Source organism: Natrinema sp. CGMCC1.2065, assembly GCF_051225675.1.
Lineage (GTDB): Archaea > Halobacteriota > Halobacteria > Halobacteriales > Natrialbaceae > Natrinema > Natrinema thermotolerans.
In genome coordinates this window covers 28,670-42,707 of the sequence record NZ_JBPJSJ010000026.1, presented here as the reverse complement: position 1 = coordinate 42,707, position 14,038 = coordinate 28,670, and the positions used below count along the sequence as shown (strand labels likewise).

Below are 14,038 nucleotides of genomic sequence, written 5' to 3'. Positions count from 1 at the left end.
GACCGCGGGCACGGCTATCTGCGGCTCGGCGCGGGCGGGCTCCTCCTCGCGATCGCGATCGACCAGCGCCGGGCGGCTCGCGACCGGACCGGCGTCGAGCCGTCGGACGTCGCCAGTACGTCACCCGACATCGAGGGTCTCGAGGGGCGGGAACGAAACGCCGGTCGCGAAGACCACGCCGGCGGCGACGCGGCCAGCGAGGTCGCCAGGACATCGATCGACATCGAGGACGCGGCCTCGAGTCCCGAGTCCGGTGACGCCGCGAGCGGGCCGACCACTGCGGCCGAGTCCGACGACGCCGAGCGCGAACCGGACGCTGCCGAGGTCGCCGAACCCGAAGCCTACGAGCAGTTGGGCGCGGCGGCGTTCGACGAACACAGCAGCGAGGTGCCGGTCCCCCAAACCGCGTTCGACCGGACGATCCTGTCGCTGGGGTCGGAGGTCTTCTGGGGGATCCGCGAGGCCGACGACGCCGTCGTCGTCTCGGGGCAGTTCGATCCGATCCAGGACAAGGACGGGATCCGGTACGTCGCCAGTTCCGAGGTCGACGGCGAGCGGTCGCTGACGGTGCCAGATACCGTGTTGAACCACTGGGACGCGGTCGCCGGCGGCGGACTGGCGGTCGCCTCCGGTGACGACCTCGTCTTCCTCACGACCGACTCGCTGGGGGCGGACGACCAGATACGGGTCGTTCCGGAACAGTGGCTCGAGGACGTCATCGAGAACGGCGAGTAACGATCGGCGATCGCGGCGCGGTCCCCCTGACGGCGACTACGACCCGCGGACCCGCTCGAGGACCGCGAGCGTCCCGTCGGCGTGGACGGCGTCGAGGACCTCGTCGGCGGCCGCTTTCGCCAGTTCGTCGGCGTTGCCGACGGCGACGCTCCGGCCGACGGCCTCGAACGTCGAGACGTCGTTGACGGAGTCGCCGACCGCTACGCAGTCGGCGAGGTCGATCCCGACGCGGTCGGCGATCGTCTCCAGCCCCTCGCCCTTGTTCGGATCGGTGTCCTTGACGTGGTAGGCGTAGCCGGTGTCGATCACCTCGAGGCCGTGGTCGGCGGCGATCTCGCGCAGGGGCTCGAGCGGCTGTTCTAAATTGACCGCGATCTCGGTTTCGCGCCAGCGGTTGACGGTGTCTTCCTCGCCCCAGCCCAGTTCGTAGCCGGCGGCGCGGTACTCCTCGGCGACGGCCCGGGCGGCCTCGCGATCGGCGGTGAAGAAGACATCGTCGCCGGTGTAGACGACGCCGCCGTTCTCCGCGACGACGAGTTCCGGAATTCCGACGAAATGACAGAGGGCGACAGGGTAGGGAAACGCCTTCCCGGTGGCGATGACGACCGGGGCCTCCCACTCGCGGATCGGATCGAAGACGCGGGGGTCGATGCCCCACCCCGCGGGGCGGGTCAGCGTCCCGTCGATGTCCAGCACCAGCGGCGGATCGGCGGTCATACCGAGCAATGGGTAAGCCGGCCCCTAAAACGGTCGGATCGGTGGACGTAGTCGCCCCGACGGCGACTCGCGCCTCGTCGTCGCTGCTCGAGCGTAACTGAGATGCCGTTCGTCGAAAACGCGAAATTCTGGCCGCTCAGAGAGCGAGATAGCCCGCGTTGGGGAGCAACCCGGCCAGATAGAGGACACCGAGGACGAGCATGAACTCGGCGATAGCCATCGCCGGCGGGTCGACGTGTGTCCCGGAGTGGGAGTAGAACACGCGCTGGCTCACCTCGCCGAGCAGGCCGCTGATCGCGCCGAAGGCACCGGCGGCGAGCAACGCGACCAGTTCGCTGCCCATCGCGGGCATGGCGATCACCGCGCCCACGGCACCCAGCAGCGTGATGTGATGGGTGACCGGGATCTTCTCGACGCCGAGGTTGAGAAAGAGCAGGCTCATGGCTGAGATCGCGTAGCCCATGAAGATGCTCCCGGTCTCGAGCCAGATGAAGCCCCCGAGCAGCCCGCCGACGATCCCGATAGCGGTCACGCCGGTCCACTCGTACTGATGGGGGAGCCAGGGTTCGGTCGCCAGCCGGTCGGTTTCGGTGCCGCCGTCGGCGGCCATGCGCTTTTCGTCGCGCTCGAACGGCGACATGTCGAGGACGCTCGAGCCGCCGACCCGGCCCACGATCGGGTAGCCGAACGCGAGTCGGGCGAGGAAGGCCGTCGCGACGACCGACAGCGCGATGTTGTCGGTCGGGAAGCCGAGCCCGCCCATGACGCGCGTGATGAGCATCCCGAGCGCCCCGAAGACGGCCCCGACCGCGAGGATGTCGGGCTTGGTGCCGAACGCGTAGAGGATGTCTTTGCCGAAGTGGTAGTCCCAGTCGTCGGGTTCCATCTCGGGATACTTCCGTCCGGCGTAGGCCGTCGCGGCGACGCCGCCGGCGAAGGCGATGTGTGGGCCGGTGACCGCACCGAATCCGATGGTCCCGGTGATACCGGTCGCGATATCGCCCGCCCCGGCGACGCCGATTTCGCTTCCGATCTCGTCCTGAAGAATCGCGATCCCCTCGCCGAGGAAGACGACGAAGCCGGTGAAGACGAACGAGGGAAGGGCACCGAGGGCCGCGCCGAACGCGCCGCCGGCGAGGGCGGCGATGAGCAGGACGGCGAAGGCCTCGAGTTCCATGCCGACGACGGGGACCGTAACGAGCGGCTGCAGCATCGTTATTCCTCCTCGTCACGCGCCCAGTCGCGCGAGCGCTCGACGGCGTCGTTCCAGCGTTCGTATCGGCGGTCAGCGCGGTCGCGGTCCATCTCGGGCTCGAACTCGGCGTCGACCTGCCAGTTGCTCCGCAGCTCGTCGGGGTCGTCCCAGTAGCCGACGGCGAGGCCGGCCGCGTAGGCCGAGCCCAGCGCCGTCGTCTCGTCGACGACGGGGCGGACGATCTCCGAGCCGATGATGTCCGACTGGAGCTGACAGAGGAAGTTGTTCTTGACCGCGCCGCCGTCGACTTTCAGCGAGGTCATCTCGATGCCGGAGTCGGCCTCCATCGCCTCCGCGACGTCGCGGGTCTGGTAGGCGATCGACTCGAGCGTCGCGCGAACGACGTGTTCCTTCCGGGTGCCACGGGTCATCCCGACGATGGTGCCGCGGGCCCGTTGGTCCCAGTGGGGTGCGCCCAGTCCGGTAAAGGCGGGGACGACGTAGACGCCGTCAGTCGAGTCGACGCTGCGGGCCAGTTCCGCCGTCTCGGCGGGATCCTCGATCAGCGTCATGTCCTCGAGCCACTCGATGGCCGCGCCGGTGACGAAGATCGACCCCTCGAGCGCGTACTGGACCGGTTCCCCCGAGCGCTGGAATCCGATCGTCGTCAGCAGGCCGTGGTCGCTCTCGACGGCCTCGTCACCGGTGTTCATCAGGAAGAAGGAACCGGTGCCGTAGGTGTTCTTGGCGTCGCCGGCGTCGAAGCAGGTCTGGCCGAACAGCGCGGCCTGCTGGTCGCCCAGCGCGCCCGCGACCGGCACCTCGGCCTCGAGGAACCCGTCAGGGTCGGTCGTGCCGTACGTGTCGTCGTCGCTGGAGGGCCGGACCTCGGGCAACATCGCCTCGGGGATCGAGAACTCCTCGAGGAGGTCCTCGTCCCATTCGAGGTCGTGGATGTCGTACAACATCGTCCGCGAGGCGTTCGTGACCTCGGTGACGTGGTTCCCGGTCAGGTTGTAGATCAGCCACGTGTCGATCGTCCCGAACAACACGTCGCCTTTCTCCGCGCGGTCGCGGATGTCCTCGGGTCGGGCGCGCTCGAGTTTGATCGGATCGGCGTTATTGAGCAGCCACTCGGCCTTCGTCGCCGAGAAGTAGGCGTCGGCTTCGAGGCCGGTCTTCTCGCGGATCGCCTCGACTTTCCCCTCCTCCTCGAGGGCCTCGACGCGATCGGTGGTTCGGCGGTCCTGCCAGACGATGGCGTTGTGGACCGGTTTCCCGCTGTCGGCGTCCCAGAGGACCGTCGTCTCCCGCTGGTTGGTCACGCCGATGGCCGTGAGCTGGGACGGGGCGATCCCCGCCTGTCCGAGCGCTTGCTGGATCACGGCTTTGGTGTTCTCCCAGATCTCCATCGGGTCGTGTTCGACCCAGCCGGGTTCGGGGTAGATCTGTTCGTGTGTCTCGTAGGCGTTCGCGACGACCTGGCCCTCGTGATCGAACACGATAAACCGGGTCCCGGTCGTTCCCTGGTCGACCGCTCCGACGTACGTTGTGTCTGTCACTGGTAGTCACCTCGTACCGCCACGCGATTCGTTTACTGCCGGTCGCGTGATACCAGTAAACGACACCGACGATCGTTATAAATGTTACCAACGATTTCACGAACGATGGGGAATAGGTGGATCAAGACAGTAAGTTCGCCGCCAAATCGCCGTCAGTGACGGTGTGGGAAAGTGAGTTACGAGTGTTAGCTCGGCGGCGATAAAATAAAGAGTGGGGTGACCGTAGGTCCGGTGAACGAATGGCACGGGACACCGAGGTCCTCGTCCTCGGCGGCGGCTCGACCGGCTGTGGGATCGCCCGCGATCTGGCGACCCGCGGTCTCGAGGTCACGCTCGTCGAACGAGGGACCCTCACGGACGGAACCACCGGTCGGATGCACGGCCTGTTACACAGCGGCGGCCGCTATGCCGTCTCCGATCAGGCCAGCGCGACCGAATGTATCGAGGAGAACGAAACGCTCCGGGAGATCGCCGGGCACTGCGTCGAGGAGACCGGCGGCCTGTTCGTCCAGCGGCCCGAGGACTCGGACGACTACTTCCGGGAGAAACTCGAGGGCTGTCGCGACTGCGGGATTCCGGCACGTGTCCTCTCGGGGCGGGAGGCCCGCGAGATCGAGCCGTACCTCGCCGAGGACGTCGAACGGGCGATCGAGGTGCCCGACGGCGCGGTCGACCCGTTCCGGCTCTGTGTCGCAAACGCGGTCGACGCCGAGGCCCACGGCGCGCGGATCGAAACGCACGCCGAGGTGATCGACCTCCTGCGCGAGGGTGACGACGTCTACGGCGTCGAGGTCCGCCACGGTGCCGGACCCGGCAAGCGAAGCGACGCCGCGGCCGGGACCACCGAGGAGATCACCGCCGAGTACGTCGTCAACGCGACCGGCGCGTGGGCGGGCCAGATCGGCGCGATGGCCGACCTCGAGATCGAGGTCCGTCCGTCCAAGGGCGTCATGACGATCATGAACGTCCGGCAGGTCGACACCGTCATCAACCGCTGTCGGCCGAAGGGCGACGCCGACATCATCGTCCCCCACGAGACGACCGCGATCCTGGGGACGACCGACGAGGAAGTCGCGGATCCGGACGACTACCCCGAGGAACAGTGGGAGGTCGAAGCGATGATCGACACGCTTTCCGAACTGGTGCCGATCCTCGCCGAATCGCGGACCATCCGCTCGTTCTGGGGCGTGCGCCCGCTCTACGAGCCGCCGGGAACCGGCACACAGGATCCGACCGACATCACGCGGGACTTCTTCCTGCTCGATCACGCCGATCGCGACGGCGTCGCCGGTATGTCAAGCATCGTCGGCGGCAAGTTCACCACCTACCGGGCGATGGCCGAGGAGATCGCCGACCACGTCTGCGAGCAGTTGGGCGTCACGGCCTCGTGTTCGACCGCCGACGAACCCCTGCCCGGCAGCGAGAACCTCGCGCGGCTCGAGGCGGGGATGGACGACTTCGGGCTGCGCTCGCCGGTGGCCCGCCGGAGCAAGCAACGGCTGGGGAGCCGGGCGAGCGAGGTCCTCGAAACCGACGAGCCGAACCCGGTGATTTGCCAGTGTGAGGGCGTGACCCGCGCGGAGGTCCGCGACGCGATCGAGGGATCGGGGGCAGACCTGAACGCGGTCCGCATTCGGACGCGGGCCTCGATGGGGAACTGTCAGGGCGGGTTCTGCTGTCAGAACATGGCCCACGAACTCCACCCCGAGTACGACGAGGGGACGGTCCGGGCGGCGCTCGACGAACTCGTCGCCGAGCGCTGGAAAGGGCAACGCCACGCCCTGTGGGGCGAACAGCTCTCGCAGGCGATGCTCAACTACGCCCTGCACGCGACGACGATGAACCGGGATCGCGACCCCGCGGACGCGACCGGGGAGATCGAGTTCGCGGCGTTCGACGGCGGCGGGGCTCGAGAAGCCCGGGGGGACGACTGAATGGCCATCGAAGACGACGTCCTCGTCGTCGGCGGCGGGCTGGCCGGTGCGACCGCCGCACTGGCCGCGGCCGAGCGGGACGTCCGAGTTCGGCTCGTCTCCCACAAGGAGAGTACGCTCCGTCACGCCAGCGGCCTGATCGACGTGCTGGGGTACACGCCGACGGGCGAGGGCCCGCTCGCGGACCCGTTTTCGGCCCTCGCGGACCTCCCCGAGGGCCACCCCTACGAGCGAGTCGGGGCCGAGGCGGTCCGCGACGCCCTCGCCTTCTTCGACGAGATCGCAGGCGAAGCCTACGCGGGCGCACACACCGACGCGAACGCGCTCGTCCCGACCCACGGTGGCACCGTCAAGCCGACCGCGCGGTACCCGACCGCGACCGCCGCCGGGCTGGCGAGCGACGACCGCGACGCCCTGCTCGTCGGCTTCGCGACGCTGCCGGACTTCGAGGCCCCGCTGGCGGCGGCCCATCTCGAGGCCGCGGGCGTCCCCTTCGCGGCCCGCGGGGTCACGGTCCGCTTTCCCGGCATCGAGCGCGACGACGCCAAGGTCACGCGCTACGCCCACCTGCTCGACCGCGACGAACCCGTCGAGACGGCGGCCGGCGACACCACCGCGCGAGCGGCGCTGGCCGAGACCGTCCGGCCCCACCTCGAGGGCGAGTCCCGCGTCGGGTTCCCGGCGGTCCTCGGCGACGACCGGGCCGACGCGGTCAGGGCCGACCTCGCCGACCGGCTCGGCGTCGACGTCTTCGAGGTCCCGATGGGACCGCCGAGCCTCCCCGGGCTGCGCCTCGAGGACCTGCTGTTCGACGCGCTCTCCGACGCGGGCGTCCGCGTGACGACGGGGGTCCCGGTGGTCGACTACGAGACCGCGGCCGACGGCGCGGGCTCGAGCGGCCCCGCGCGGATCGACCGCGTCACCGTCGACCGCAACGGGAGCGAGATTCCCCACACCGCGGACCAGTACGTCCTCGCGACCGGCGGACTGGTAGGGAAGGGCGTGCAGTCGGATCGCGAGCGCGTCTCGGAGCCGGTCTTCGACTGTCACGTCCCGCATCCCGGCGACCGCTACGACTGGTTCGTCGACGACGTCTTCGGCGACCAGCCCTACGCCCGCTTCGGCCTGCCGGTCGACCGCGACCTTCGCCCGCTCGATGCCGACGACGCCCTCGAGTTCGCGAACCTGCGCGCGGCCGGCGCGGTCCTGGGCGGCTACGACTTCGCGGCCGAGAAGTCCGGCAGCGGCGTCTCGCTTGCGACGGGCTACGTCGCGGGTCGGCGCGCCGCGGAGGGGTGTCGATGAACGAGACGACGGATTTCGGACGACTGATTCAGGTGATCCAATGAGCGACGCAGAACGACCGACCGACGACAGTGGCGACGAGTTCGAACCGATCGAGGTCTTTCCGGAGGCCGGAGAGACCGACCTTCGACCGGGGGCCGACGACTGCTACAAGTGTTCGACCTGCGATACCGAGTGTCCGGTCGCCGAGGTCGACGACGAGTTCCCCGGTCCGAAGTTCCAGGGGCCCGAGCAGTGGCGGCTCAAACGACAGGACGATCACGACATCGACGAGTCGGTGATGAAGTGTTCGAACTGCATGCGGTGTGACAGCGCCTGTCCATCGGACGTGCCGCTCTCGCAGATGCACAACACCGCCCGCGCTGAGTACGTCGAGGAGAACATGAGCAAACTCTCCCGGGAGTACTGGCGCAACCGGATGCTCGCGAACTACCGCCGGCTCGCCCCCCTCGGGGCCATGTTCCCCCGGACGGCGAACTTCGTGACCGGGCTCTCTGCGACCCAGTGGCTCGGCGAGAAACTGTTCGGGATCGCCGGCGAGCGGGAGTTCCCCGAGTTCGCAACCGAGACCTTCCGCGAGTGGTGGACCGCACGGGGCGGCGCACAGGTCGAGAACCCCGACAAGCGTATCGCATACTTCCACGGCTGTTACTCGAACTACAACACACCCGAGGTCGCGAAGGCGCTCGTCCGCGTCTACGAACACTTCGGCTACGAGATCATGGTCCCCGACCAGGACTGTTCGGGGACACCGATGTTCGCCAACGGCATGCTCGAGGACGCCCGTCGCGCCGCCGAGACGAACGTCCGGGAACTCGCCGCGGCCATCGAAGACGGGGCCGATATCGTCGCCTCCTGTAGCTCGTGTTCGATGTCGCTGCGCCAGGAGTACCCCGAACTGTTCGATTTCGAGGACACCGAGGCCGTCGCCGAAAACACCTGGGACGCCGTCGAATACCTGCGGGTCCACGAGGACCTCGAGGCCGAACTCGAGGGAACGTCGGTCGGCGAGGAGTTCGACAACTTCGCCTACCACGCACCGTGTCACGCCCGCAATCAGGGGCTCGACGGCCAGACGGTCGAACTGCTCGCCGCCATCGACGGCGTCGAGGCCCACGACGTCGGCGACTCCTGTTCGGGCATCTCCGGAACCTACGGCTGGAAGGAAGAGAACTACGAAACCTCCATGGAGATCGGCGCGGAGATGTTCGACCACATGGACGAGGCCGACGCAGAAGCAGGGTTGACGGAGTGTCCGACCTGCTCGATGCAGATGGAACACGGCACCGGCTACGAGATCACCCACACCCTCGAGGTGCTGGCTGCGGCGCTCGTCGGGGACGGGACGGGCACGAACGCGACGGGGGCACGCGCGGAGTAATGGACCTGCAGGAACGGATCGCCAGACGGCGGTCGGCCCGGGAGGGGAGACGGCTCGTCGTCGACCGTAACACGCTCAGCCCGGTCGTCCACCGGCCGGAGCCGATCGGCCGGGGCCCGGTCCTCGAGCAGTTGCTGGACGCCCTCGAGCCGGTCTTCGACGGCGAGTTGCCGCCCCCGGTCGCCGTCGTCGGGCCGCCCGGCTCCGGGACGTCGGCGATTACGACGGCGCTGTTCGACGCCATGAACGAGGGGTTCGGCGGCTCGAGCCGTGCTATCGAGACGACGACTCGGGGCGGCACCACCGGCCCGGCGACCTGGTTCGTCACCGTCGACGGCCGCCGGGTCGGGAGCCCCTTCGCGTTCTATCGCGCGGTGCTGTCCGGGCTCTCGAGCGAGCGGGTCCCCGAGAGCGGCGTCGGGACCGACGACCTGCGTGACCGGCTTCGCGAGCGGCTGACTCGCGGCGATCGGCGCGCGGTCGTCGCAGTCGACCACCACGATGAGTCCGAGGCCCTCGGCCCGGATCGAGCCCGCGAACTGCTTGCGCCCGTCACAGAGCGAGTCACCGTCGTCGCGGTCGGGGCGTCCGAACCGGCCGGTCACGAGGGAGCGACCGTCACCGTCCCGGCCTACCGGGATCACGAACTCGTCGACGTGATCACCGATCGCGTCTCGACGGGGCTCGCCGCGGGCGCGCTCGATCACGACGCCGTCCGCGACCTCGCAGCCTGGGCCGACGGGAACGCCCACGACGCCCTGGCGGCGCTGTTCGGTGCGGCCGTCCTCGCCAGCGAGGACGACGCCGATCGGATCGAGCGGCCCCACCTCGAGCGGGCCCGCGCGGCCGTCCCCGATGACGGCGTCCACGTCGGCCGGGCGCTGGCGCTTTCGGAAACCCGCCAGCGGGTGCTGTCGGCACTGGTCGCCCTCGAGCCGGACGACCGGCCGATCGACGAAATCGCGGCCGCCATCGCCGACCGGTCGTCGCTGACCGCCGGGACCGTCGAGCGGTTCCTGTACGAACTCGCGGACCGGGGCGTCGTCGAACGAATGCCCGTGGCGGTACGGTCGGGCGGCAGCGGTCGCCGGCCGAGTACGGTCGAGCCGCGGTTTCCGACGATCGCGTTCCGCGCGCTGACGACGGCCGACGGCAACTGATCGACGCGCTAGCCGGCAGGGTCGTCGTACTCGAGTCCGCTTGTGTATCGGTTCGCCAGCAGAACGGCGACGACGCCGACGGCCCCCGCCGCCACCGCAATCGGCAGCGTCGCGGTCGGTTCCGAGCCGACGTTGGTCGCTATCTCGGTCGCCGGCAGGCGCAACGCCCCGACCATCAAACTCACCAGAAAAGCGAGCGTCGCTGCCCGGTAGGACTCGAGCGCGCGTCGAACGACGTGTGCCATCGTAAACAGGCCGATCACCGTCCCGAGCAAGTACAGCGCGACGACGGTCCCCGACTCGACGACCGAGCCGGCGGTCCCGCCGCCGGCCAGCCCGAGCAGGCCGTCGACGAACGCGGTCAGCGTCGCAGTCATGAACTCGTACTGGCCCAGTAGCAGCAGGAAGAAGGCCCCGGAGATCCCCGGGAGGATCATCGCACAGACCGCGATCGCACCCGCGAGGACGACCATCGCCGGCCCGTGTGAGACGCCCGTTGCCGTCACACCCGTGATCGCGGCGGCGATCGCGATCCCCGCGATCGAGACGGCGAGTCGCCGACCGGGCCAGCGATCGATCTCGCCGTACAATACGATCGCCGACGCACCGATCAACCCGAAGAAGAAGCCGTAGGTCGGCACCGGATACTCGGTTACCGCGGTGTGTAACACCCGCGACAACACCACGATCGCCGTCGCGATCCCCAGTCCGAGCGCCGCCAGAAAGCCGGCGTCGATCCGCTCGAGTTCGGCCCGCAGGGCCGCCCGCTGGGCCGGCTCGTGGAGCCGCCACGCCGATCGAAATTTTCGGGGATCGATCGTCGTGATCGCCCGAATCAACCGATCGTAGATCCCGAGAATCAGTGCGATCGTCGCGCCCGAAACGCCGGGGACGACGTCGGCAGACCCCATGGAGAACCCCTTCAAGTAGACGGCGAAAAGCTCCCGCATCGTCGGTATTTGGGGCGGATCTCGCAAAAGCCTTCTTCCCGCTGGGTGTCCGATCGGCGAGCGACCGATCAGCTCGCCGGCTCGGCGGCGATCGGCGCGACGGCCGCCGCCGTCTCGTTGTCCGTCGATCCGTCGCCGGCCGTGCCGTCGTCGGTCGACCCGCCGTCGTCCGTCTCGTTGCCGGTCGTTTCGTTCCCAGCAGTTTCGTTGCTCTCGTTACCCGTGTCGGTCTCGATCTCCTCGAGGGTGACGTCGACCGACTCGCCGTCGACGACGGCCGGTTCCGGAACCGTCGTTTCGCCGCCGTACTGGACGGTCTCGTTGCCGGACGGCGCGATGGCTCGAACGGTGTAGTTGCCCAGCGCCTCGACACTGCTGTCGGTGTAGCCGTCCTCGACGCCGAGTTCGTCGTTCGTCGCGTACGGGACGGTCACCTCGAAGCTGCCGTCCGCGTCCACGTCGGCGGTCTGTCTGTAGGCGAACGTCCGTCCGGTACCGGTCTCGAGCGGGACGCTGACTACGGCCGTGGCGTTGTCGGCGTCGATCGACTCGGCGTCGACGCTACCGGTGATCGTCGCGCCCGCGACGCGTTCGTAGGTCTTGACTCTCGACTCGACGTGGGCATCCCACATCGGAACGCCGAGTTGCTGATACACCTGGTCGCTGCTCCGTGCTTGTGCGAGCTGTTGTTGAATCGCTGCCGTCTGGTTACTCCAGCCGGTGTCGAGGTTCTGTCCGGTCGCCCGGTTGTACCGGCTAATCGGCAGGGAGTAGTGGGGGAGTCGCTGATTGCCCACCTGCATCCCGCCGACGATCGCGTAGTCGTCGCTCTCGTGAACCAGCCGGTAGTGTTCCATGCCGGCCGCGTCCTGCCGATACAGCGACGCGGTCGTCGTGTTCTCGTAGACCTCATTTCCGCTCGGAAGCTGGATCGAGCTGTTTCCAGCTTGGAACTGTTCGCTCTGAACGTACGCGCTGTAATCGGGCCCGGACCACGCCGTGATCGCACTGAACTTCCCGCCGGCCATCTGGTCGTCGATCATCACGTATCGGATCCCTTCGCCCTCCTGAGAGTCGTTGCCGACGGCTCCCTCGAGTTCCTCGGTCGATCGATTCACGACAGGTTCACCGGCGGCGATCCCATCGAGGATCAGTTCCGCTTCCGCCTCGGACTGGGCAGTCAAGAACTCGGAAGACGACCGCGCGTTCTGCTGGAACGGGTTCGAATGGGGGATCCGTTCGCCCTGGGTCGTTATCAGGTGGCCGTAGTCCCACCACGACATGACGCCGTAGGCCCCGTCGGGATACTCGTAATCACCGTCCTCTGGGGTGTAGCTCCCGTAGTAGTCGAGCGTATCGGCGTTGTTCGCACCGCCGTAGTTACCCGGTGCCGGCGTGTTCTCCGCGAGCCACTCGTTGGACTCCTCCCAGGCCATCGCGTCGGGGTGCGGTCGAGCGCCCTCGGCGTTCCCCCAGGCCGTTCCCGATGCCAGCGGCGGTAACAACGGCGCAAACAGTAACAAGACCACGAGGATGACGACGACCACCTGATAGGTCTCGATCGACCTGAGCGATTCGATGCCGCCCCTGATATCGAGATCGAACAGCCGAACCACGTCCGCGACGAACGCGGCGTTAACGACCGCGACAGCGAGAACGAGGTAGTACGCAAACCGAAGCTGTGTGGCCGCCATACTGGTCAGGAACAGTGACCAGACGATCACCAGCGTATACTCGGCGCGATACTCGCGGCCGAGAAGCGGCCGCACGACGAGCAACACGAGCCCCGCGACCATCGTGTAGAACGCGGCACCGAACTCGTCGAAGACGTGAGAGAGGAACTGATCCGGTGGCTTGGCCTCGCCGATCGTGAGGTCCGTTGCCGTCCCGCCGATCGGGAGAACCCGGCGCACCGCGTTGCCGACGATCGTATCGAACAGGCCGGGCAGGACGAGCCACGCCCCCACTCCGATCGCACCGAGGAGGCCGGCGATGGCGACGGGGTAGTACTGGCGCTCGAGATCACGGTTGTTCCACTCACGGGCGAGCCACGCCATGAACACGCAGCCGGCGGCCACGAGGAAAGCAGCGAGTGGCTGGAGGAGGCCTAACGATGTCGATCCCGTACTGCCGGGCCGTTCGATCAACAGGATCGACAGCAGCCCCGTGACGCCAAGGCTTACTGTCCCGACGAAGGCGACGTGGTCGGGCGAAACTCCCCGGAGATAATCGACACAGAGCTGTACGGTAAAGAAGACGCCGAAGATCCCGATCAGAAGAATCGCCGACGGCCAGACCCAGATATACAAGGTCATCGCAATCCCCGCGAGCGTGCTGTAGACGAGTGGGGACCGGAGGGTATCCCAGTCGCGGTCGACGACGAGTTCGTAGATCGGCTTGTCCCGTTCGGCCACGCGCAACGCGACCATCATCGCCAGGACCGCGATCGCCATGAACAGCACCTCGCCGACGTGGTGGTCGAGCTGCCCCACCAACGAGCGCCGAAGGAAGGTCCCGGGCGCGAGAGCGAGGACGAGAACCGAAACGATGCCGCCGATCGTCCCGCCGAGTCGCCGCCCGGCGTAGAAGACCGGGATCGCGACGAGCGCGGCCATGACCGGAATCGCAAGCAGCGAAACCGTATACAGGGTCTCGGGCGACGGATCACCGAGGCCGACGATCATCGCTACCGTGACGATGAGTTGGTCGAACAGCGTCCCGAACTGGCCCACGTAGTTGCCGGACGGGAATCCGGTCCAGACCTCGTAGGGCATCGTATGCGGGTAGTTTTCGGCAGTCCAGTTGATCGTTCGCCAGTGATACCACGAGTCGATACCGGACAGCGCGGGCTGTCCGCCGTCCGTGACGAATCGGTCGTACATCTGGGTTCGGACCCAGACCATAAACAGCATCACGACCCCGACGACGGGGATATGATACCAGTCTCGCCACGCCTCGAGGGTGGAGGTTTCTGCTCCCTCGTCGACGTGTTCGGTGTCCGTACTCATTAGGTTCCACCAGACCCAAGCCAAGAATAAGCCTTGTCATATACGCGTCGCCGTTTGATACCCCGTCTAACGACGGAGTCGGAGCGACGAT

At 67.8% G+C, this 14,038-nt stretch carries 10 protein-coding genes; 5 read left to right on the top strand and 5 right to left on the bottom strand.

Annotated features, from left to right (window positions below; all coding sequences use genetic code 11):
• The coding region (locus tag ACSBP4_RS18415) for a hypothetical protein (RefSeq protein WP_435553086.1) at positions 1 to 735 on the top strand (735 nt) is incomplete at its 5' end.
• Positions 736 to 771: 36 nt separating this feature from the next.
• Here ACSBP4_RS18415 and ACSBP4_RS18410 read toward each other — a convergent pair.
• The 3 genes from ACSBP4_RS18410 to glpK all read right to left on the bottom strand — a co-directional run bounded on the left by ACSBP4_RS18410 (position 772) and on the right by glpK (position 4,209).
• Entirely contained in the window at positions 772 to 1,452 is a 681-nt protein-coding gene (locus tag ACSBP4_RS18410; protein ID WP_435553085.1) for an HAD-IIB family hydrolase, read from the bottom strand.
• Positions 1,453 to 1,588: 136 nt separating this feature from the next.
• Positions 1,589 to 2,665, bottom strand: a complete 1,077-nt coding sequence (locus ACSBP4_RS18405) for a hypothetical protein (protein ID WP_435553084.1) — start codon at positions 2,663 to 2,665, stop codon at positions 1,589 to 1,591.
• A gap of 2 nt (positions 2,666 to 2,667) precedes the next feature.
• On the bottom strand, positions 2,668 to 4,209 hold the full coding sequence (gene glpK / locus ACSBP4_RS18400) for a glycerol kinase GlpK (protein ID WP_435553083.1): 1,542 nt from the start codon (positions 4,207 to 4,209) through the stop codon (positions 2,668 to 2,670).
• A gap of 239 nt (positions 4,210 to 4,448) precedes the next feature.
• On the opposite strand from glpK, the gene glpA reads away from it, so the two are divergent.
• Genes glpA through ACSBP4_RS18380 form a run of 4 tightly spaced genes read left to right on the top strand, consistent with a single transcriptional unit; the run spans position 4,449 to position 9,989 of the window.
• Positions 4,449 to 6,143: an anaerobic glycerol-3-phosphate dehydrogenase subunit GlpA gene (glpA, locus tag ACSBP4_RS18395; protein WP_435553082.1), complete on the top strand. Its 1,695-nt coding sequence runs from the start codon at positions 4,449 to 4,451 to the stop codon at positions 6,141 to 6,143.
• A complete protein-coding gene (glpB, locus tag ACSBP4_RS18390) occupies positions 6,144 to 7,448 on the top strand; it encodes a glycerol-3-phosphate dehydrogenase subunit GlpB (protein WP_435553081.1) in 1,305 nt (434 codons plus the stop codon).
• Positions 7,449 to 7,488: 40 nt separating this feature from the next.
• Complete coding sequence (locus ACSBP4_RS18385) at positions 7,489 to 8,829, top strand: anaerobic glycerol-3-phosphate dehydrogenase subunit C (protein ID WP_435553080.1); 1,341 nt, start codon at positions 7,489 to 7,491, stop codon at positions 8,827 to 8,829.
• The gene (locus tag ACSBP4_RS18380) at positions 8,829 to 9,989 is read left to right on the top strand and encodes a Cdc6/Cdc18 family protein (RefSeq protein WP_049966157.1); all 1,161 of its coding nucleotides are present in this window, start codon (positions 8,829 to 8,831) and stop codon (positions 9,987 to 9,989) included. The genes ACSBP4_RS18385 and ACSBP4_RS18380 overlap by 1 nt, the downstream gene beginning before the upstream one ends.
• An 8-nt stretch (positions 9,990 to 9,997) precedes the next feature.
• On the opposite strand, the gene ACSBP4_RS18375 is transcribed toward ACSBP4_RS18380, so the two are convergent.
• The gene (locus ACSBP4_RS18375; RefSeq protein ID WP_435553079.1) at positions 9,998 to 10,939 is read right to left on the bottom strand and encodes a DUF368 domain-containing protein; all 942 of its coding nucleotides are present in this window, start codon (positions 10,937 to 10,939) and stop codon (positions 9,998 to 10,000) included.
• A 68-nt stretch (positions 10,940 to 11,007) separates the two neighbouring features.
• The gene (locus tag ACSBP4_RS18370; protein ID WP_435553078.1) at positions 11,008 to 13,947 is read right to left on the bottom strand and encodes an oligosaccharyl transferase, archaeosortase A system-associated; all 2,940 of its coding nucleotides are present in this window, start codon (positions 13,945 to 13,947) and stop codon (positions 11,008 to 11,010) included.
• Between the last annotated feature and the right edge of the window lie 91 nt (positions 13,948 to 14,038).